At 36.7% G+C, this 23,030-nt stretch carries 10 protein-coding genes, 1 tRNA gene and 5 rRNA genes; 5 read left to right on the top strand and 11 right to left on the bottom strand.

The features are described from left to right. Positions 1–205: 205 nt before the first annotated feature. The gene (locus tag FRIFI_RS00470; RefSeq protein WP_166504687.1) at positions 206–1,858 is read right to left on the bottom strand and encodes an ABC transporter substrate-binding protein; all 1,653 of its coding nucleotides are present in this window, start codon (positions 1,856–1,858) and stop codon (positions 206–208) included. Positions 1,859–2,073: 215 nt separating this feature from the next. Between FRIFI_RS00470 and FRIFI_RS00465 the strand changes: the two genes are divergently transcribed. The 5 genes from FRIFI_RS00465 (at position 2,074) to FRIFI_RS00445 (ending at position 6,499) form a co-directional block, all read left to right on the top strand. Continuing rightward, positions 2,074–2,436: a DUF3899 domain-containing protein gene (locus tag FRIFI_RS00465; protein ID WP_092922293.1), complete on the top strand. Its 363-nt coding sequence runs from the start codon at positions 2,074–2,076 to the stop codon at positions 2,434–2,436. 92 nt (positions 2,437–2,528) lie between these two features. Further along, positions 2,529–3,470, top strand: coding sequence for an ABC transporter permease (locus FRIFI_RS00460; protein ID WP_092922290.1), 942 nt, complete (start codon positions 2,529–2,531; stop codon positions 3,468–3,470). Position 3,471: 1 nt separating this feature from the next. Next, the gene (opp3C, locus tag FRIFI_RS00455) at positions 3,472–4,503 is read left to right on the top strand and encodes an oligopeptide ABC transporter permease (protein WP_166504686.1); all 1,032 of its coding nucleotides are present in this window, start codon (positions 3,472–3,474) and stop codon (positions 4,501–4,503) included. A 21-nt stretch (positions 4,504–4,524) separates the two neighbouring features. Next, positions 4,525–5,550 (top strand): ABC transporter ATP-binding protein, encoded by a 1,026-nt coding sequence (locus FRIFI_RS00450; protein WP_092922284.1) that lies wholly within the window; start codon positions 4,525–4,527, stop codon positions 5,548–5,550. Then, positions 5,543–6,499, top strand: coding sequence for an ABC transporter ATP-binding protein (locus tag FRIFI_RS00445; protein ID WP_166504685.1), 957 nt, complete (start codon positions 5,543–5,545; stop codon positions 6,497–6,499). Before FRIFI_RS00450 ends, FRIFI_RS00445 begins: the two co-directional genes overlap by 8 nt. A 178-nt stretch (positions 6,500–6,677) precedes the next feature. On the opposite strand, the gene FRIFI_RS00440 is transcribed toward FRIFI_RS00445, so the two are convergent. The 10 genes from FRIFI_RS00440 to FRIFI_RS00395 form a co-directional block, all read right to left on the bottom strand. Next, complete coding sequence (locus tag FRIFI_RS00440) at positions 6,678–8,207, bottom strand: YfcC family protein (protein WP_092922278.1); 1,530 nt, start codon at positions 8,205–8,207, stop codon at positions 6,678–6,680. Between the two features lie 233 nt (positions 8,208–8,440). Then, positions 8,441–11,266 carry an excinuclease ABC subunit UvrA gene (gene uvrA / locus FRIFI_RS00435; RefSeq protein ID WP_166504684.1) on the bottom strand — a complete coding sequence of 942 codons (2,826 nt, stop codon included), beginning with the start codon at positions 11,264–11,266 and terminating at the stop codon, positions 8,441–8,443. Then, positions 11,256–13,235, bottom strand: coding sequence for an excinuclease ABC subunit UvrB (gene uvrB / locus FRIFI_RS00430; protein WP_092922272.1), 1,980 nt, complete (start codon positions 13,233–13,235; stop codon positions 11,256–11,258). The genes uvrA and uvrB overlap by 11 nt, the downstream gene beginning before the upstream one ends. Positions 13,236–13,877: 642 nt before the next feature. Further along, positions 13,878–13,994, bottom strand: a 5S ribosomal RNA gene (rrf, locus tag FRIFI_RS00425). A gap of 11 nt (positions 13,995–14,005) precedes the next feature. Next, a tRNA-Gly gene (locus tag FRIFI_RS00420) sits at positions 14,006–14,079 on the bottom strand. 59 nt (positions 14,080–14,138) lie between these two features. Beyond that, positions 14,139–17,041 (bottom strand): 23S ribosomal RNA (locus FRIFI_RS00415). Between the two features lie 204 nt (positions 17,042–17,245). Then, positions 17,246–18,748, bottom strand: a 16S ribosomal RNA gene (locus FRIFI_RS00410). Between the two features lie 712 nt (positions 18,749–19,460). Then, positions 19,461–19,781, bottom strand: coding sequence for a MazG-like family protein (locus tag FRIFI_RS00405; RefSeq protein ID WP_166504683.1), 321 nt, complete (start codon positions 19,779–19,781; stop codon positions 19,461–19,463). 42 nt (positions 19,782–19,823) lie between these two features. Then, positions 19,824–19,940, bottom strand: a 5S ribosomal RNA gene (gene rrf, locus FRIFI_RS00400). 58 nt (positions 19,941–19,998) lie between these two features. After that, a 23S ribosomal RNA gene (locus FRIFI_RS00395) occupies positions 19,999–22,901 on the bottom strand. The 16S, 23S and 5S rRNA genes sit together here with 1 tRNA gene alongside, the layout of an rRNA operon. Positions 22,902–23,030: the final 129 nt, after the last annotated feature.

Raw genomic sequence — 23,030 nt, 5'->3', positions numbered from 1 at the left:
CTTTTATATTTTCATATTAGAATTATACCCTAAAAAAATAAATTATTCCCATAGATTATTTTATTAAAATTAAAAGCGTAGATATAAAACAGTCAAAACTAATTTATACCTACGCTTTAGCAAAATCAATATATTTACTTTTAAAATTTTTAAAATTATTTATTATTAAAGTACTTAGGCTATATTATAAAGCTTTTAATTTATTTTATTTAGAAGCTCCTCTCCCACCATTTACTTGTAAGAAGAATGTAGACGCTTGACCGTAGTTGTGAACTTCCTTACTATCTTTATATTTATCAACAAAGTCAGAATCTAATAGACATCTATCTATTTGACCATCTTCATATAAGTTAACTGAAGCACTAGTTTCCTTAACTACTTTAGTATTTATAGTATCTAATTTGATTATATCTTTATTCCAATAGTTAGGATTTTTTTCCATAGTATATTGGTCTTCTACTTTCCAATTTGTTAAAGTAAATGGTCCATTATATATTTGAGTATCTGCTGTAGTACCATATTTATCTCCCTGAGCTTCAACAAATTTTTGATTTTGTGGGAAGAATACTTGGAATGATACTAATTCAGGGAAGTAAGAAACTTTTCTGTTTAACTTAACTTCTAATGTATAATCATCAACAGCCTTAACCCCTACATTTTCTGAACCTTTATCAGCTGCTTCTGCTGCCCCTGCTATATCATTCATTATGTATCCATACTCAGATGCTGTATCAGGGTTTAAAGTTCTTTTCCAAGAATACTCAAAATCTTTAGCTGTTACAGGGTCTCCATTTGACCACTTAGAATCTTTTCTTAACTTGAAAGTCCAAGTTAATCCATCTTCAGAAACTTCCCAAGATTCAGCCACACCTGGCTCAACTTTACCATCTTTATCTATTCTAGTTAATCCTTCCATAGTATTATTCATAACTGTGAAAGATGAAACGTCTGTTGCTTTACTTGGGTCCATTGTAGGTATATCTGAACTTATATCTATATTAAGAACTTTTTCTGGTTTATCTACATCTGCATATCTATAATCATAGTCAGCTCCCCAAGAATAATTTATTATTCCTGAAACATAAGGCTTCTCTAAATAAGTTCTTCCTTTTTGTTGAATTGGCGCTAAGAATCCATCAGATAACATTAATTCTTCTGCTTTTGCGTATTTTTCATATGCTTCAGTTGTAGTTTCTGCTTTTGTAGCTTCATCTACTAATTTATTAAATTCATCACTTTTATATCCAACTTGCTTAGAGAATTGGTTTCCAGTTTGCATTGTTTGTAGGAATGTTAATGGATCTGGATAGTCAGCTCCCCATCCTGAGTAAGCTAAGTCAAAGTTTCCAGCTGTCTCCTCTGCTAATTTTTGCTTGAAAGGAAGATTTTTAACTTCTACATTTAATCCTTCTAATGCATCAGATAATTCTGCTTGGATAAATTCACCTGTTCTTTTTCCTGAGTCATGGTCGAAAGTTAATAACTCAAGTGTAACAGTATCGAATCCAACTTCTTCTTTAGCTTTTGCCCATGCTTCTTTAGCTTTTTCTTCATCATAAGTTACACCTTTATCTTTTGTGTACTCTGCATAATCTTTTCCGTTGTCAAATGCCAAGTTAGATGGTGTAAATGTATCAGATGCAATTGATCCATTATTTAATATAACATCACATAAGGCTTGCTTATCTATAGCCATAGCTATAGCATTTCTTGCATTTTTATTAGCAAGAACTTCTTCTGAAGTAGCTTCTCCTCCACCACTAGAGCTAGATCCTCCTGTGCTACTGCATCCAACAAGCAAACTTGAACTTACTAATGCTATTGTTGCTAATACTGATATTTTTCTTTTTAAAAACATAGTAAACATCCTCCCCTATATCCAATTTACAAATAAACTCATATATTTAAAGTTTATTATATAACATGTTATAATAAAAATCATTTGTTTTTTTTAATTTTCTGATTTTTTAATTAAAAAAATTTTTTTATATGAAAATATTAATTTTAACTTGAAAATACTTTATTATGCTACTACAATTAAAATAATAAACAAGCTCGAAAGGCGGTTCGAATATGAAAAATACTTTTCAACTTCTTGCAATTAATGCTATTATCAGTTTATTATATTCAATTATCAACAAATTTAGTGCATATTCATTTTTAAATTGTGCATTTATTGTTGGTATGATTTATTTCCTTTTCGGATTATTATGTTTCGTTTGGGAAAAAGGATTTTTTAATATCACACTTTTCTCTTTTAATAAATTAAGTCAAGAATTTCAAAGAAGAAAAGGCGTATTAACAGAAGATATTAACATGACAATTGAAGATTACGTTAATAGAGAAAATAGCTTTTATCTTACAAATAGTTTATTAATATCTGGTTTGTTAATATCAACAATTACTATTGGTATAAGTTTTATGTTTATATCATAATTATATAAAACTAAATTAATTATTATACTTAGATTCTATATCACTTAAAACTAGTGATTTTAATTAAAAATTCAAAAAAAGGGGGGGTAGCGATGTTTCGCTATGTATTAAAACGTATTGCATATATGTTTATAACTTTATTTATAGTCATATCAGTTACATTTTTCTTGGTAAGACTTCTTCCAGGCAGTCCATTTAATGAACAAAAGTTAAATCCTCAACAAATTGCTAGACTGGAAGCTACTTATGGATTAGATGATCCTGTTCCAGTCCAATATGTAAGATATCTTACAGGTGTATTCAAAGGTGACCTTGGCATTTCATTTAAACAATCTAATAAGAAAGTCGAAGATATCATTGCCAGTCGTATAGGCCCTTCTGCTATGTTGGGTGCTCAATCTTTAGTTTTAGGTACCTTCATAGGTTTAGCACTTGGAATTGTCGCTGCACTTAAGAGAAATACTATTTGGGACTATACTTGTACTATACTTTCAGTAATAGGAGTTTCTGTTCCATCATTTGTATTTGCAGCTTCACTCCAATTGTATATTGCAAGTAAATTAAAAATACTACCTATAGCTTGGGGAGTTCCTTTAGGTTCAGATTTTAGATATGTTTGGACTATTCTTCCATCAATTGCACTTTCATTTTTTACAATATCAAACGTTGCTCGTTTTACTAGAACAGAACTTGTTGAAGTTCTAAACTCTGATTATATAATTACTGCTAAAGCAAAAGGTTTAAAAAAATCCACAGTTATCTTAAAGCACGCTCTTAGAAATGCATTAATTCCTGTTATAACTATATTAGGTCCTTTAGCTGCAGGACTTCTTACAGGTTCTTTAGTTGTAGAAAAAGTTTTTGCTGTACCTGGTATAGGTGACTTATTAGTTAATGCTATATCTATAAATGACTTATTCATAATTTCAGGGGTTGCTATACTTTATAGTGCATTCTACATAGCAGTTATATTAATAGTAGATATACTTTACGGTGTAATAGATCCAAGAATCCGTTTGGCAGGAGGTAAATAAAATGGTTGATAAAGTAATAATTGATGGTCAAGAAGTAGAGTTAACAGCTGATTTATTTGAACCTACTCCTATACAGTCAGGAGATAATGAAGCTATTACTAGAGAAAGTCTAACTTTTTGGCAAGATGCTCGAAAAAGATTATTTAAAAATAAAGGGGCTGTAGTTGGATTAATAATACTTTTTACTATAGTGTTAATGGCTATATTCGCACCTATTTTTTCTAAATATGATTATAAATCTCAAAACATAAGAAACGTTAAGATTCCACCTAAAATGCCTATAGTATCTTCTTTAGGTATAATGGATGGTAAAGATTCAAATGGTGTTGACGTTTATGCTGAGAAAAATATAAAAGAAAACTATTTATTTGGTACAGATGCACTTGGACGTGATATCTGGACTCGTACGTGGATTGGCGCTAGGGTTTCTTTATTCATAGCGGTCTTAGCAGCTGTTTTCGATTTGCTTATAGGTGTTGCTTATGGTGGTATATCTGCTTACTATGGAGGTAAAGTAGACCTTGTAATGCAACGTATAATAGAGATAATTACAGGTATTCCTCAGTTGGTTATTGTTACACTTTTCATAATGGTATTTAATCCAGGTATATTATCAATTTCTTTAGCAATGGCTGTATCTGGGTGGACTGGTATGGCTAGAGTTGTTCGTTCTCATGTACTTAGACTTAAAAATCAAGAGTTTGTATTAGCTTCTAAAACTTTAGGTTCTTCTGATTTTAGAGTTATTTTTAAACATCTTTTCCCTAATGTTATTGGTCCTATTGTGGTAATGATCATGTTCTCACTACCTCAAGCAATATTTTATGAAGCATTTTTAAGTTTTATAGGGTTAGGTCTTCAACCACCTCAAGCATCACTTGGTGTATTAATAAATGAAGGATTTAAATCATTACAAAGCTACCCATATATGATGTTTATCCCATCAATAGTAGTTTGTTCTTTGATATTTGCTCTTAATTTATTAGCTGATGGTCTAAGAGATGCTGTTGACCCTAAAATGCGTAATCAATAATTAGTAAGGGAGATGAGTTGATTGGAAAAATTATTAGAAGTTAAAAACCTGTGCGTTAGTTTCAATACATATGGTGGAGAAGTTCAAGCTGTTAGAGGCGTTACATTCGACTTACATAAAGGTGAAACACTTGCTATAGTTGGTGAGTCTGGTTCTGGTAAATCCGTTGCTTGTAAAACTATAATGAGAATACTATCTGCAAATGGTTATATAAAAGATGGTGAAATATTATTTAACGGTAAAGATTTAACTAAACTTAGTGAACCTGAGATGGAAAAATTAAGAGGTAAAGATATTGCAATGATATTCCAAGATCCTATGACTTCTTTAAATCCTACTATGACCATAGGAAAACAAATAATGGAAGGTATTATTAAGCATCAAGGTCTTAGTAAGGAAGAAGCTAAGGCTAAAGCTATAGAACTTATAGATTTAGTTGGTATATCTGAACCTGAAAAAAGGTTTAAACAATATCCTCATCAATTTTCAGGTGGTATGAGACAGCGTATAGTAATAGCTATATCTTTAGCTTGTAATCCTAAAGTTCTAATAGCAGATGAACCAACAACTGCATTAGACGTTACTATACAGGCTCAAATATTAGAGCTTATGAAAGCTCTTCAGGAAAAAACCGGAGCTGCCCTTATATTTATAACTCATGACCTTGGAGTTGTTGCTAATATGGCTGATAGAGTTGCAGTTATGTATGCTGGTAAAATCATAGAACATGGAACAACTAATGATATATTCTATAATCCTCAGCATCCGTATACTTGGGGACTTTTAGGTTCTATGCCAACTTTAGATATAGGAGATAATGATTTATATAATATACCTGGAACTCCTCCAGATTTAATGCACCCTCCTAAAGGAGATGCATTTGCTCTTCGTAGTGATTACGCTCTTAAAATAGATCACTTAGCTGAACCACCTATGTTTAAAGTTAGCGATACACACTATGCAGCTACATGGTTATTACATCCATTGGCTCCAAAGATTGAAAGACCTAATAACGTAGGTAGAAAGAAGGTGAAAGCAGATGAGTAAAAAAGTTCTATTAAAAGTTAAAAACTTAAAACAACACTTTAGAATAGATAGAAATACTACTGTTAAAGCTGTTGATGATGTTTCTTTTGAAATATATGAAGGTGAAACATTTGGTTTGGTTGGGGAGTCTGGCTCTGGTAAATCTACTACTGGTAGAGCTATAATAAGACTTTATGATCCAACTAGTGGAGAAATAGAATTTGATGGTAAAAATATCTCTTCTAAAAAATTGAAAAAAGATGAGAAAAATCATGTAAATAAAAATATGCAAATGATATTCCAAGATCCTATGGCATGTCTAAATCCTCGTATGACTGTTACTGATATAATTGCCGAAGGTTTAGATGTACATGGCCTATGTAAAACTAAAGAAGAAAGAAGAGATAAAGTTTATGAGTTGTTAAGAACTGTAGGGCTTAATGAACAACATGCTAGTAGATATCCTCATGAATTCTCTGGTGGGCAAAGACAACGTATAGGTATTGCTCGTGCTCTAGCTATACAACCAAAATTTATAATTGCTGATGAGCCTATATCTGCACTAGATGTTTCTATTCAAGCACAAGTTGTTAACTTACTTAGAAAGCTTCAAAAAGAAAATGGCTTAACTTATCTATTTATCGCCCATGACCTTTCAATGGTTAAATATATAAGCGATAGAATAGGGGTTATGCATAAAGGTAAGTTAGTTGAACTTACTACTGCTGATGAATTGTATGAAAATCCACTTCATCCTTATACTAAATCTTTACTATCTGCTATACCTTTACCAGACCCTGATTATGAAAAAAACAGAGTCCGTATAAAATATGATCCAAGTATTCATGATTATTCTACTGAAAATCCTGAATGGGTAGAAATAAGACCTGGACATTTTATATATGCATCAAAGTCTGAAATAGCAGGTTACGAAAAAGAACTTTCTGCAAAAGAAATTACTAGTAATTAATTCCTCTTTTTCATATAGAGCTATCTCCAAAAGAGATAGCTCATTTTGATGCTTTTAAACTATGTAATGTATATTATAATATACACTCTTCTATTAAAATCAGTTATTAGAATTTATTAAAAAGGAGTGTTTAAAATAAATCTCAAAAATTATTTTAAAACACTCCTTTAGTATTAATCTATATAATTACACCTATACCAAGTACTACTATTGCAAGTACTGATATCATTATAATTAATGGTGTTACAAATTTTAGCCATTTATCATAAGTTACATTTACCATAGCAAGTGATGCAAGTATTAATCCTGTAGGAGTTATAAAACTTATAAGTCCTTGTCCAAATTGATATGCACTTACTATTACGTCTCTGTTTACTCCAACAACATCTGCAAGAGGTGCCATTATAGGCATTGATAAAACTGCAAGTCCTGAAGATGAAGATATAAAGAATCCTAGTAATATATAAACAAAGAACATTACTGTTGAGAATACTATACCACTCATATTTGATACTACATTACTTAATCCATATAATATAGTATCACTTATCATACCACCATCCATTATTATAGTGATACCACGCGCAAGACCAATTATTAATGCAACTCCTAGTAAATCTGCTGCTCCTGCAACAAATTCAGAAACAAATTCTTTTTCACTAAGTTTTGCAAATATAGCTAGTATGAATGTTACAAATAAGAATAATGATGTCATTTCTTTAAATGACCATTTTAATTCTTTTACACCATATACCATTACAACAAATGATAATGCAAATATTAATAACATTAATTTTCTTCCCCATGTAAACTCAGGTACATTTTCTTCATTATGACCTTTTAGGAAGTGATCTTCTAATTCTTTCTTTTGTGAATATATTAATGATTGACTTGGGTCTTTTTTTACTTTTTCTGCATACTTAACTGTGTAGAATATACAAACTGCAAGACCTGCAACTAACATAAATATTCTTAAAGGCATTCCACTTGTAAAATCAATTCCTGCTGTATTTGATGCTATAACTGTAGAGAAAGGATTTACTGTTGATGCCATTGTTCCCATACAAGAACCAAGATATATTGCTGCAATTGCTACTAATGCATCATATCCTGCTGCCAAGAATATCGGCACTACTATTGGATAAAATGCTATTGTTTCTTCTGCTAATCCAAAGCTTGTTCCACCTATTCCTATTATTACTGTTATTATTACTATTAACCAAGCTTCTTTTCCTTTTAGATTTCTTGATAAAGCACTTATACCCGCTGTAAATGCTCCTGTTTTATTTATTACTCCTACTATACCACCTATTACAAGAACGAAAGCAATTATATCTATTGAATCATATAAACCTTGTATAGGTGCATTTAAAAATGTTGTTAATGCTTTAAATACTGTTGGTTTTTCTTTTGGTAGTTGTTCATAAGTCCCTGGTATTGCCACTGGTTTACTTATAGAACCATCTGTAAATTTACTTAGATTAGTTTTTACCCCTAGTTCATCCAGTGTTTTTTGAGTTGCTTTTTTTTCTGATACTTGACCTGTAGGCGATTCTATTACGAATACGTTTGCTTCAGCATCATAAAGTAATTTTGAATACTTTCCTGAAGGTATTACATAAGTAAGTCCTAACACTAATAGCATTACTATAAGTATTACAGTGTAGGCTGTTGGAAATGAGAATTTAGATTTCTTTTTTGCTGACATATAAATCATCTCCTTTTTTGTCTAAGTTTCTCATTTATATTTTAACATATTTTTACATATATGTTAAATTTCTTACAATTCTAAATATTACTTATATAGTTTTAGCCAATATTGCAATTAAAATTACAAAATTGGCTAAATAAAAAATTAATTTTATTAAAATTATTATATATTCTTTTAAATTCACTCATCCACGTCTGTTACTTAAAATTCACTGAGTTCATTTCACTTATTTATTCAAAATATTTCTTTAAGAACATCCCTGTGTAAGACCCTTCAACTTTAGATACTTCTTTTGGTGTCCCTGTGGCAACTATTTGACCACCTTTATCTCCACCTTCAGGTCCTAAATCTATTATGTAGTCACAAGTTTTTATAACATCTAAGTTATGCTCTATAACTACTATTGAATTACCTGTGTCTGCTAATCTTTGAAGTACTTGTATTAACTTGTCTACATCTGCCATATGAAGTCCTGTTGTAGGTTCATCTAATATATATAAAGTCTTACCTGTTGGTCTTTTACTTAATTCTGTAGCAAGTTTTATTCTTTGAGCCTCTCCACCTGATAATTGTGTAGATGGTTGTCCTAATTTTATATATGAAAGTCCAACATCCATTAATGTTTCTAATTTTCTTTTTATATTAGGTATGTTTTCAAAGAATTTAAGAGCTTCCTCAACATTCATATCTAATACATCAGCTATTGTTTTATCTTTATATTTAACTTGTAGTGTTTCTCTATTATATCTTTCGCCCTTACATACTTCACAAGGTACATACACATCTGGTAAGAAGTGCATCTCTATTTTTATAATACCATCACCTTTACAAGCTTCACATCTTCCACCTTTCACATTGAAACTAAATCTTCCTTTTTGATATCCTCTAGCTTTAGCTTCATTAGTTGATGCGAATAAATCTCTTATCATATCAAATACACCCGTATAGGTTGCAGGATTTGAACGAGGTGTTCTTCCTATTGGACTTTGGTCTATATTTATTATTTTGTCTATATTTTCTATCCCTTTTATTTCTTTATGCTTTCCTGGTCTTTCTCTTAATCTATTTATCTTTCCAGCTATTCCTTTGTAAAGTATATCGTTGATTAATGTACTTTTACCAGAACCTGAAACTCCTGTTATACAAGTAAATTTACCTAAAGGGAACTTTACATTTATATTCTTTAAGTTATTTTCAGTAGCTTTAACTATTTCTAAGTATTTACCATTTCCTTCTCTAGTCTCTTCTGGTATAGTAATTTGTTTTTTACCGCTTAAATATTGTCCTGTTATAGAATTTTCATTGTCTAATATTTCATCTAAAGTACCTTGTGCAACGATATTACCTCCATGTACCCCAGCTCCTGGACCAATATCTACTATATAATCACTTTCTCTCATTGTATCTTCATCATGTTCTACTACTATAAGAGTATTACCTATATCTGTAAGATGTCTTAATGTTCCTATTAATCTATCGTTATCTCTTTGATGAAGCCCTATGCTTGGCTCGTCTAGTACGTATAAAACTCCAACTAAAGCTGAACCTATTTGAGTAGCAAGTCTTATACGTTGTGCTTCCCCTCCTGATAAAGTTCCTGCTTTTCTTGATAGGTTTAAGTAATCTAAACCAACATCTCTTAAGAAAGATGCTCTTCCTCTTATTTCTTTTAGTATTTCATTTGCTATAAACTTTTGCTTTTCACTTAAATTAATATTTTCTATATAGTCTATAAGCTCATTTACTGAAAAATTAGTTACATCCATTATATTTTTATTATCTACTAATACTGATAATACTTCTTTCTTAAGTCTTGCTCCTTTACATTTTGGACAAGGAGTTTCAGCCATAAATTCTTCTATTTTTTCTCTTGAATATTCTGAGTTAGTTTCTCTATATCTTCTCTCTAGATTAACTATCACTCCTTCAAATGGCGCTCTATATTCTCTTCTTCCTCCAAACTTTGATTCAAATATAAATTCAACTATCACATTGTCTTTTCCATAAAGTAACTCTTGAACAAAGTCCTCAGGCAAATCTTTAAATGGTGTATCAAGTGATACGTTAAAATGTTCTGCTAAACTTCTAACCATTTTACTATAATATGTATCATCACTTGTGCTTACAGAACCCCACGCTGCTATAGCACCTTGTTTTATAGATAAATCTTTATTCGGTATAACTAAATCTGGGTCTACTTCTCTACTTTCTCCTAAACCATTACAAGCATCACATGCTCCAAATGGACTGTTAAATGAGAACATTCTTGGAGATAGTTCTTCTATACCTACTCCATGCTCTGGGCATGCAAATTTAGTTGAGTAAAGTATTTCATCTCCACCTATTATTTGAGCAATAACAAGACCATCAGATAATTTTATAGCTGTTTCTATTGAATCTGCTAGTCTAGCCTCTATTCCATCTTTTATAACTATTCTGTCAATCACAACCTCTATATTATGTTTTTGATTTTTATTTAATTCTATTTCATCTGTAACTTCATAGTTTTCTCCGTCAACTCTAACTCTGACAAATCCTTCTTTTTTTATATTCTCTAGTATCTTTTTATGAGTTCCCTTTTGACCTCTTACTACTGGTGATAATATTTGAAGTTTAGTTCTTTCTTCAAATTCCATCATTTTATCAACAATTTCTTGGACTGTCATTTGACTAATTAATTTACCACAAGTAGGACAATGTACTTCCCCTACCCTAGCAAATAATAATCTTAAATAATCATATATTTCTGTTACAGTACCTACAGTAGAACGAGGATTTTTAGATGTTGTTTTTTGGTCTATAGATATAGCTGGAGATAATCCTTCTATATATTCTACATTTGGTTTTTCCATTTGACCTAAGAATTGTCTAGCATAAGCTGACAAACTCTCAACGTATCTTCTTTGACCTTCTGCATATATAGTATCAAAAGCTAAAGAAGATTTACCAGATCCTGATAATCCAGTAAATACTATAAATTTATTTCTCGGAAGTTCTATATTAACATTTTTTAAGTTATGCTCTTTTGCGCCTTTTATTATGATTTTATCTTCCATTAATTTCTATCCTTTCTTCTAATTCTTTTACCTTATCCCTAAGTTCTGCTGCTCTTTCAAATTGTAAATTTTGAGCTGCTTCCATCATCTCTGATTGTAATTTAGCTATATTAGCTTTTATTTCATCTATATCATCAGTTTCTTTAACTCCGTATATAACTTCTTCATCAGCGACTTTCGTAGCTTCTATAGCATCTCTAATACTCTTTTTAATAGTTGTAGGAGTTATATTATTCTCTTTATTATATAGTGATTGTATTTCTCTTCTTCTTTTTGTTTCTTCTATAGCACTTTGCATAGACCTAGTTATTCTATCTGCATACATTATAACTTTACCTTCTGAGTTTCTAGCTGCACGTCCTATAGTTTGTATTAATGATGTTTCAGAACGCAAGAATCCTTCTTTATCTGCGTCTAATATCGCCACCAAGGAAACTTCTGGAATATCTAATCCTTCTCTAAGTAAGTTTATACCAACTAATACATCAAACTTACCTAATCTTAGATCCCTTATAATCTCTACTCTTTCAAGAGTATCTATATCTGAATGCAAATACTTGACCTTTATACCAATTTCTTTAAGGTAGTTGGTTAAATCTTCACTCATTTTCTTAGTAAGAGTTGTTATTAAAACTCTTTCATTCTTTTCAATTACCTTATTTATTTCACCTACTAAATTATCTATCTGATTGTCTATAGGTCTAACTTCTATTATAGGATCAAGTAAACCTGTTGGTCTTATTATTTGTTCTGCTATAGTTGTTGAATGTTGTATCTCATATGGTCCTGGTGTTGCAGTTACAAATAGTATTTGATTAATATTTTCTTCAAATTCTTCAAAATTTAAAGGTCTATTATCATAAGCTGATGGTAATCTAAATCCATTATCTATAAGCGAACCTTTTCTAGATCTATCTCCGGCATACATACCTCTTACTTGTGGTACTGTAACATGAGATTCATCAACTATTATTAAATAATCATCTGGGAAAAAATCCATTAATGTATATGGCTTCTCTCCTGGCTTTCTGCCTGTTATATGTCTTGAGTAATTTTCTATACCCTGGCAGAATCCTATTTCTTTTAACATTTCTATATCATATCTAGTTCTTTGGTCAATTCTTTGAGCCTCTAGTAATTTATCATTGTCTTTAAATTCATTTATTCTTTCTTCAAGCTCTTTTTCTATTTCAACTATAGCTTTTTCTATTCTTTCTGGTGTTGTTACATAGTGAGATGCCGGGAATATTACTACATGATTTCTCACCCCTACCATTTTACCTGTAACATAATCTATTTCTGTTATTCTATCAATTTCATCACCAAAAAATTCTATTCTTATAGCCTTTTCATCATTACTTGCAGGGAATATTTCTAAAATATCTCCTCTAACTCTAAAAGTACCCCTAACAAAGTTAACATCATTTCTTTCATACTGTATATCTATTAATCTCTTTATAACTTCATCCCTATCCTTTTCCATTCCTGGTCTTAGAGATACCATAAGTTGTCTATAGTCTTCTGGATCCCCTAATCCATATATACAGGATACAGATGAAATTATTATAACATCTCTTCTTTCTAATATTGCTGCTGTTGCAGAGTGTCTAAGCTTATCTATTTCATCATTTATACTTGCATCTTTTTCTATATATGTATCACTATGAGCTACGTATGCTTCTGGCTGATAGTAATCGTAGTAACTTACAAAGTATTCTACTGCATTCTCCGGGAAAAACTCTTTAAATTCACTGTATAATTGAGCTGCTAATGTTTTATTATGAGCTAATATCAATGTTGGCTTATTTACGTTTTTTATAATATTAGCCATAGTAAAGGTTTTACCAGATCCTGTTACCCCTAGAAGAGTAGAAAACTTTTCATTGTTATTTATAGCATCTACTATTGACTTTATAGCCTCAGGCTGATCTCCCGTAGGCTTAAATTCCGATTTTAATTTAAATTCCAACAATATCACTCCTCTCTCACGAACATTCGTTCTTTACCATTTAATTATAACATATATCTATATATATCTTGTGCTTTATTTAATAAAATTTACATAAATCATCCATTTGTCGTAATATATTCTTTATATATTACCCACTATCCTACGATTTCAACCTTATTTATATAAGTCTTTTAACGATATGAAATTCAACTTTTATTTAATGAAGAATTATATAATGTCATTATATAGCAGTAGTGTTAATTTGAATCTGCTTGCTTAACTATTTATGATATTGTTAATGAATGTATATGTAATCTGCTTTAATTCACTAATATTTTATAAAAAAATAAAGGCCTCTATGGGGGATAGAGACCTTTTTAAAATGGGGGAGATTGAGTAATTTATTTATATTAAGTTTTACATTATAATTATCTCCTGCTTTACAAAAAATATTCATAAATACTTAGATATTTTTATAAATATTTTTCATCTAGTAAAAGGATTAAAATGATTGTTTTTATTTACTCTTATAAGTCACTTACTATTTTAATTAAATATATCATAATAATTATTTATAATTTCATTATAAATAAAAAGAGATATGAATTTAATTCATATCTCTTTTTACATTTTTGTGTGTCTTTATCAATAAAAAAGATTACGTGGCTACGTCTTACTCTTCCAGGGGGTCGCCCCCCAAGTACCATCAGCGCTAAAGAGCTTAACTTCTGTGTTCGGTATGGGAACAGGTGTATCCTCTTTGCTATAATAACCACATAATCTTTATTTGGAGCGGGTGAAGGGGATCGAACCCTCACAGCCGGCTTGGAAGGCCGGAACTCTACCATTGAGCTACACCCGCATATTTAGTTTTATTAGTACTTTCAAAACTGTATACCATCTAGAGTTAATCATTTTATTTTGGTCAAGTCCTCGACCTATTAGTATCGATAAGCTAAATACATTACTGCACTTACACCTTCGACCTATCAACCAGGTAGTCTTCCTGGGGTCTTACCCTTACGGTGGGAAATCTTATCTTGAAGTTGGCTTCGCGCTTAGATGCTTTCAGCGCTTATCCATTCCGTACATAGCTACCCAGCCATGCCCTTGGCAGAACAACTGGTACACCAGAGGTACGTCCATCCCGGTCCTCTCGTACTAAGGACAGGTCTCCTCAAATTTCCTACGCCTGCGACGGATAGGGACCGAACTGTCTCACGACGTTCTGAACCCAGCTCGCGTACCACTTTAATGGGCGAACAGCCCAACCCTTGGGACCTACTACAGCCCCAGGATGTGATGAGCCGACATCGAGGTGCCAAACCTCCCCGTCGATGTGGACTCTTGGGGGAGATAAGCCTGTTATCCCCAGGGTAGCTTTTATCCGTTGAGCGATGGCCCTTCCATGCGGAACCACCGGATCACTAAGTCCGACTTTCGTCCTTGCTCGACCTGTATGTCTTGCAATCAAGCTTCCTTTTGCCTTTACACTCTTCGCACGATTTCCGACCGTGCTGAGGAAACCTTTGAGCGCCTCCGTTACTTTTTGGGAGGCGACCGCCCCAGTCAAACTGCCCACCTGACGGTGTCCCAAGACCTGATTCAAGGCCTCTGGTTAGGATCCCAGTACTACAAGGGTGGTATCCCAAGGGTGACTCCACACAGACTGGCGTCCATGCTTCATAGTCTCCCACCTATCCTGTACATGTAGTACCAAGACCCAACGTCAAGCTACAGTAAAGCTCCATGGGGTCTTTCCGTCCTGTCGCAGGTACCCGGCATCTTCACCGGGATTACAATTTCACCGAGTCTATTGTTGAGACAGTGCCCAAATCGTTACGCCTTTCGTGCGGGTCGGAACTTACCCGACAAGGAATTTCGCTACCTTAGGACCGTTATAGTTACGGCCGCCGTTTACTGGGGCTTAAGTTCACTGCTTCGGATTACTCCTAACAGATCCCCTTAACCTTCCAGCACCGGGCAGGCGTCAGCTCCTATACATCGTCTTGCGACTTAGCAGAAACCTGTGTTTTTGGTAAACAGTCGCTTGGGCCTATTCTCTGCGGCCATCCAATGGATGGCACCCCTTATCCCTAAGTTACGGGGTCATTTTGCCGAGTTCCTTAACAATAGTTCTCTCGCTGGCCTTAGGATACTCTCCTCACCCACCTGTGTCGGTTTACGGTACGGGCACCTTTAACCTCGGTAGAGACTTTTCTCGACAGTGTGAAATCAGCTACTTCGCCCGAAAGGGCTCCCCATCGTACCCTAGCATTATCAAGACGGATTTGCCTATCTTGACTGCCTCAGTACTTAGCCACACATAACCAACAGTGTGGTTAGCTTATCCTACTGTGTCATCCCATTCCTCAAACGGTTATTGGTGGTACAGGAATATCAACCTGTTGTCCATCACCTACGCCTTTCGGCCTCGGCTTAGGTCCCGACTAACCCAGGGCGGACGAACCTTCCCCTGGAAACCTTGGGTTTACGGCCCGTGGGATTCTCACCCACGTCTCGCTACTCATGCCAACATTCTCACTCGTATACTGTCCACATGTCCTTACGGTCATGCTTCAGCCTGCATACGAAGCTCCCCTACCCATCATAAATGATGCCGTAGCTTCGGTAGTACGTTTTAGCCCCGGAAATTTTCGGCGCAGGATCACTCGACCAGTGAGCTATTACGCACTCTTTAAATGAGTGGCTGCTTCTAAGCCAACATCCTGGTTGTCTGTGCAATCCCACATCCTTTACCACTTAACGTACATTTAGGGACCTTAGCTGACGATCTGGGCTGTTGCCCTCTTGACTATGAATCTTATCACCCACAGTCTGACTCCTGAGCAAAAGAAGACGGCATTCGGAGTTTGATAGTCTTCGGTAAGTGCAATACCCCCTAGGACATTCAGTGCTCTACCTCCGTTTCTCTAAGCTCAAGGCTAGCCCTAAAGCTATTTCGGGGAGAACCAGCTATCTCCGGGCTCGATTGGAATTTCACCGCTATCCACAAGTCATCCCCGAGCTTTTCAACGCTCGTGGGTTCGGTCCTCCACGAAATTTTACTTTCGCTTCAACCTGCTCATGGATAGGTCGCCCGGTTTCGGGTCTACGTCAAGTAACTTAAATCGCCCATTTAAGACTCGCTTTCGCTACGGCTCCACACCTTAAGTGCTTAACCTTGCTACTTAACGTAACTCGTTGGCCCGTTCTACAAAAAGTACGCGGTCACACAAGTAATGTGCTCCCACAGCTTGTAAGTGCAGGGTTTCAGGTTCTATTTCACTCCCCTCCCGGGGTTCTTTTCACCTTTCCCTCACGGTACTATGCGCTATCGGTCACTAGGTAGTATTTAGGCTTGGAGGATGGTCCCTCCTGCTTCCCACAGGGTTTCACGTGTCCCGTGGTACTCTGGATCATATCTGAAGTCTTCTCGTTTTGACTACGTGGCTGTTACACTTTATAGCGGAGCTTTCCAACTCTCTTCGTCTACAATAGCCTCTTCGTTGATGATATGTCCGCAACCCCAACAAAGAAAACTTTGTTGGTTTGGCCTGTTCCGCGTTCGCTCGCCGCTACTTACGGAATCGATTTTTCTTTCTCTTCCTCCAGGTACTTAGATGTTTCAGTTCCCCGGGTTCCCCTCGCTAAGCTATGTATTCACTTAACGATACTTAGACATTACTCTAAGTGAGTTTCCTCATTCGGAAATCTTCGGATCAAAGTTTACGTGCAACTCCCCGAAGCTTATCGCAGCTTATCACGTCCTTCATCGGCTCCTAGTGCCAAGGCATCCGCCCTGCACCCTTAATAACTTGACCAGTTATTAAAGTTATTTTAAAGACTTTTCTTGTCTATTTATAAAAAATGATGTCATATCACTAAATGTTATACAGTTTTCAAAGTACTAAAGTACGTCGCCAACAAACAAATTTCGTATTCACTCAATTTATTCTGTTGCTTAAAGTACTAATTTTGAGGTTCTAATGAACTCTCAAAATTAAACAGTAGGTAATTCTCCTTAGAAAGGAGGTGATCCAGCCGCACCTTCCGATACGGCTACCTTGTTACGACTTCACCCCAGTTATTGATTTCACCTTCGACGGACGCTTCCAAAAGGTTAGCTATCCGGCTTCGGGCGCCCCCAACTTCCGTGGTGTGACGGGCGGTGTGTACAAGACCCGGGAACGCATTCACCGCAGCATTCTGATCTGCGATTACTAGTAACTCCAGCTTCATGTAGGCGAGTTTCAGCCTACAATCCGAACTGAGAATGGCTTTAAGGGATTAGCTCCACCTCACGGTTTGGCTGCCCTCTGTACCACCCATTGTAGCACGTGTGTAGCCCTAAGCATAAGGGGCATGATGATTTGACGTCATCCCCACCTTCCTCCAGGTTATCCCTGGCAGTCCCTCTAGAGTGCCCAACTTAATGCTGGCAACTAAAGGCAAGGGTTGCGCTCGTTGCGGGACTTAACCCAACATCTCACGACACGAGCTGACGACAACCATGCACCACCTGTCACTTCTGTCCCCGAAGGGAAAGATGCGATTAGGCATCGGTCAAAAGGATGTCAAGCTTAGGTAAGGTTCTTCGCGTTGCTTCGAATTAAACCACATGCTCCGCTACTTGTGCGGGTCCCCGTCAATTCCTTTGAGTTTCACTCTTGCGAGCGTACTTCCCAGGCGGAGTACTTAATGCGTTAGCTGCGCCACCGAAGGGGGTAACCTCCGACAGCTAGTACTCATCGTTTACGGCGTGGACTACCAGGGTATCTAATCCTGTTTGCTCCCCACGCTTTCGTGCCTCAGCGTCAGTTACAGTCCAGAGAGCCGCCTTCGCAACTGGTATTCCTCCTAATATCTACGCATTTCACCGCTACACTAGGAATTCTACTCTCCTCTCCTGCACTCAAGTCTTACAGTTTCAAGAGCTTACTACGGTTGAGCCGTAGCCTTTCACTCCTGACTTGAAAGACCGCCTACGCACCCTTTACGCCCAGTAATTCCGGATAACGCTAGCCCCCTACGTATTACCGCGGCTGCTGGCACGTAGTTAGCCGGGGCTTCCTCCTCAAGTACCGTCATTATCTTCCTTGAGGACAGAGCTTTACGACCCGAAGGCCTTCATCGCTCACGCGGCGTTGCTGCATCAGGCTTTCGCCCATTGTGCAATATTCCCCACTGCTGCCTCCCGTAGGAGTTTGGACCGTGTCTCAGTTCCAATGTGGCCGATCACCCTCTCAGGTCGGCTACTGATCGTCGCCTTGGTAAGCCATTACCTTACCAACTAGCTAATCAGACGCGGGTCCATCCTGTACCGCAAAAACTTTGATGTTTTTACCATGCGATAAAAACATATTATCTCGTATTAGCATACCTTTCGGTATGTTATCCGTGTGTACAGGGCAGGTTACCCACGCGTTACTCACCCGTCCGCCGCTCTTCTCCGAAGAGAATCGCTCGACTTGCATGTGTTAGGCACGCCGCCAGCGTTCATCCTGAGCCAGGATCAAACTCTCAAATAAAAGTTGTTACCTGCTCAGACTATCATTATCTGAATATCTGGCTTGGTTTGTTTTCGATTCTTTAAGAATCATTAGTTGTATAAATTAACCTACTGTTTAATTTTCAAAGTTCATTCCTTACAACTTCCTTAGTTTATCAAAGTAATTTTACTTTGTCAACTCTTTTCTGTTGTTTCTCTTTCGTGTTTGTCCTTTTCTTAAGGACATGTATTACTATACCACCTATACTTTATATCGTCAATACTTTTTCTTAACTTTTTTTAGTATTTTTTATAATTAGTTTATTTTTTTAAGTTATACACAATTTTTGTTTATGTTATTAACATTATATACATCCTAGACTTAGCTTATATACCGATTTTCTATTTTTTATCCACATTTCTAATTTATTTATCATTAATTAAATTTTTTTATTTAAATTATATATTTTTATATACACTTTCTACTTTGATTAGAAATTTTAGTATTCAATAAAAAATATTTTTTCTATTTCTCCAACTATTATGTTAACTTATTTATATTTTTATTAAATTTTTATACTATTACAAATAGATTAAAGATCATTTAATAAAATTGTTACCAATCAAAATATACTTAAAATGAGTATAACCTCCTACGTATAATGATATTAATTTTACATTACTAATTCTTTATAAATAAAAATAACTTAAGTCTATATTTAATCAACTTAAGTTATCTAATATTTTAAAATTTATATAGTTTTGCATTTTTCTTCCCATTTTTTAAGCTTTTTCTTATATATATTAACTATCTCATCCATATTAATTTCATTATCATAACTCTGGCTTATTATTGAGCTTGCTACAATTATTACGTCTAAACACTCTTCAACTATATCTTCTTTTGTTTTTTCTTTGTATCCACACCCACATACATTTGATGAACTCAATACTGCCTGGGAAACTTCCCCAACCTCTTCTGATAACTTCAAAGCTCTTTCCATTAGTGATTTTTGATCTATAAGATTTAATCTCTTGATTTCTTTAAAATCGATTATTTTTTCAGTTTTCATTTTAACTCCTTGTATTTTTTATTTTGAACATAAAAAAAGATTACGTGGCTACGTCTTACTCTCCCAGGAGGTCGCCCTCCAAGTACCATCAGCGCTAAAGAGCTTAACTTCTGTGTTCGGTATGGGAACAGGTGTATCCTCTTTGCTATAATAACCACATAATCTTTATCTTTTAGAGTTAATACTCTGAAAACTGTATATCATTTAGTTAATGATTTTGGTCAAGTCCTCGACCTATTAGTATCGATAAGCTAAATACATTACTGCACTTACACCTTCGACCTATCAACCAGGTAGTCTTCCTGGGGTCTTACCCTTACGGTGGGAAATCTTATCTTGAAGTTGGCTTCGCGCTTAGATGCTTTCAGCGCTTATCCATTCCGTACATAGCTACCCAGCCATGCCCTTGGCAGAACAACTGGTACACCAGAGGTACGTCCATCCCGGTCCTCTCGTACTAAGGACAGGTCTCCTCAAATTTCCTACGCCTGCGACGGATAGGGACCGAACTGTCTCACGACGTTCTGAACCCAGCTCGCGTACCACTTTAATGGGCGAACAGCCCAACCCTTGGGACCTACTACAGCCCCAGGATGTGATGAGCCGACATCGAGGTGCCAAACCTCCCCGTCGATGTGGACTCTTGGGGGAGATAAGCCTGTTATCCCCAGGGTAGCTTTTATCCGTTGAGCGATGGCCCTTCCATGCGGAACCACCGGATCACTAAGTCCGACTTTCGTCCTTGCTCGACCTGTATGTCTTGCAATCAAGCTTCCTTTTGCCTTTACACTCTTCGCACGATTTCCGACCGTGCTGAGGAAACCTTTGAGCGCCTCCGTTACTTTTTGGGAGGCGACCGCCCCAGTCAAACTGCCCACCTGACGGTGTCCCAAGACCTGATTCAAGGCCTCTGGTTAGGATCCCAGTACTACAAGGGTGGTATCCCAAGGGTGACTCCACACAGACTGGCGTCCATGCTTCATAGTCTCCCACCTATCCTGTACATGTAGTACCAAGACCCAACGTCAAGCTACAGTAAAGCTCCATGGGGTCTTTCCGTCCTGTCGCAGGTACCCGGCATCTTCACCGGGATTACAATTTCACCGAGTCTATTGTTGAGACAGTGCCCAAATCGTTACGCCTTTCGTGCGGGTCGGAACTTACCCGACAAGGAATTTCGCTACCTTAGGACCGTTATAGTTACGGCCGCCGTTTACTGGGGCTTAAGTTCACTGCTTCGGATTACTCCTAACAGATCCCCTTAACCTTCCAGCACCGGGCAGGCGTCAGCTCCTATACATCGTCTTGCGACTTAGCAGAAACCTGTGTTTTTGGTAAACAGTCGCTTGGGCCTATTCTCTGCGGCCATCCAAAGGATGGCACCCCTTATCCCTAAGTTACGGGGTCATTTTGCCGAGTTCCTTAACAATAGTTCTCTCGCTGGCCTTAGGATACTCTCCTCACCCACCTGTGTCGGTTTACGGTACGGGCACCTTTAACCTCGGTAGAGACTTTTCTCGACAGTGTGAAATCAGCTACTTCGCCCGAAAGGGCTCCCCATCGTACCCTAGCATTATCAAGACGGATTTGCCTATCTTGACTGCCTCAGTACTTAGCCACACATAACCAACAGTGTGGTTAGCTTATCCTACTGTGTCATCCCATTCCTCAAACGGTTATTGGTGGTACAGGAATATCAACCTGTTGTCCATCACCTACGCCTTTCGGCCTCGGCTTAGGTCCCGACTAACCCAGGGCGGACGAACCTTCCCCTGGAAACCTTGGGTTTACGGCCCGTGGGATTCTCACCCACGTCTCGCTACTCATGCCAACATTCTCACTCGTATACTGTCCACATGTCCTTACGGTCATGCTTCAGCCTGCATACGAAGCTCCCCTACCCATCATAAATGATGCCGTAGCTTCGGTAGTACGTTTTAGCCCCGGAAATTTTCGGCGCAGGATCACTCGACCAGTGAGCTATTACGCACTCTTTAAATGAGTGGCTGCTTCTAAGCCAACATCCTGGTTGTCTGTGCAATCCCACATCCTTTACCACTTAACGTACATTTAGGGACCTTAGCTGACGATCTGGGCTGTTGCCCTCTTGACTATGAATCTTATCACCCACAGTCTGACTCCTGAGCAAAAGAAGACGGCATTCGGAGTTTGATAGTCTTCGGTAAGTGCAATACCCCCTAGGACATTCAGTGCTCTACCTCCGTTTCTCTAAGCTCAAGGCTAGCCCTAAAGCTATTTCGGGGAGAACCAGCTATCTCCGGGCTCGATTGGAATTTCACCGCTATCCACAAGTCATCCCCGAGCTTTTCAACGCTCGTGGGTTCGGTCCTCCACGAAATTTTACTTTCGCTTCAACCTGCTCATGGATAGGTCGCCCGGTTTCGGGTCTACGTCAAGTAACTTAAATCGCCCATTTAAGACTCGCTTTCGCTACGGCTCCACACCTTAAGTGCTTAACCTTGCTACTTAACGTAACTCGTTGGCCCGTTCTACAAAAAGTACGCGGTCACACAAGAAATGTGCTCCCACAGCTTGTAAGTACAGGGTTTCAGGTTCTATTTCACTCCCCTCCCGGGGTTCTTTTCACCTTTCCCTCACGGTACTATGCGCTATCGGTCACTAGGTAGTATTTAGGCTTGGAGGATGGTCCCTCCTGCTTCCCACAGGGTTTCACGTGTCCCGTGGTACTCTGGATCATATCTGAAGTCTTCTCGTTTTGACTACGTGGCTGTTACACTTTATAGCGGAGCTTTCCAACTCTCTTCGTCTACAATAGCCTCTTCGTTGATGATATGTCCGCAACCCCAACAAAGAAAACTTTGTTGGTTTGGCCTGTTCCGCGTTCGCTCGCCGCTACTTACGGAATCGATTTTTCTTTCTCTTCCTCCAGGTACTTAGATGTTTCAGTTCCCCGGGTTCCCCTCGCTAAGCTATGTATTCACTTAACGATACTTAGACATTACTCTAAGTGAGTTTCCTCATTCGGAAATCTTCGGATCAAAGTTTACGTGCAACTCCCCGAAGCTTATCGCAGCTTATCACGTCCTTCATCGGCTCCTAGTGCCAAGGCATCCGCCCTGCACCCTTAATAACTTGACCAGTTATTAAAGTTATTTTAAAGACTTTTCTTGTCTATTTATAAAAAATGATGTCATATCACTAAATGTTATACAGTTTTCAAAGTACTAAAGTACGTCGCCAACAAACAAATTTCGTATTCACTCAATT

The sequence above is a fragment of the Romboutsia hominis genome (assembly GCF_900002575.1).
Classification (GTDB): domain Bacteria; phylum Bacillota; class Clostridia; order Peptostreptococcales; family Peptostreptococcaceae; genus Romboutsia_C; species Romboutsia_C hominis.
This window is presented reverse-complemented; position numbering and strand designations above follow the sequence as displayed.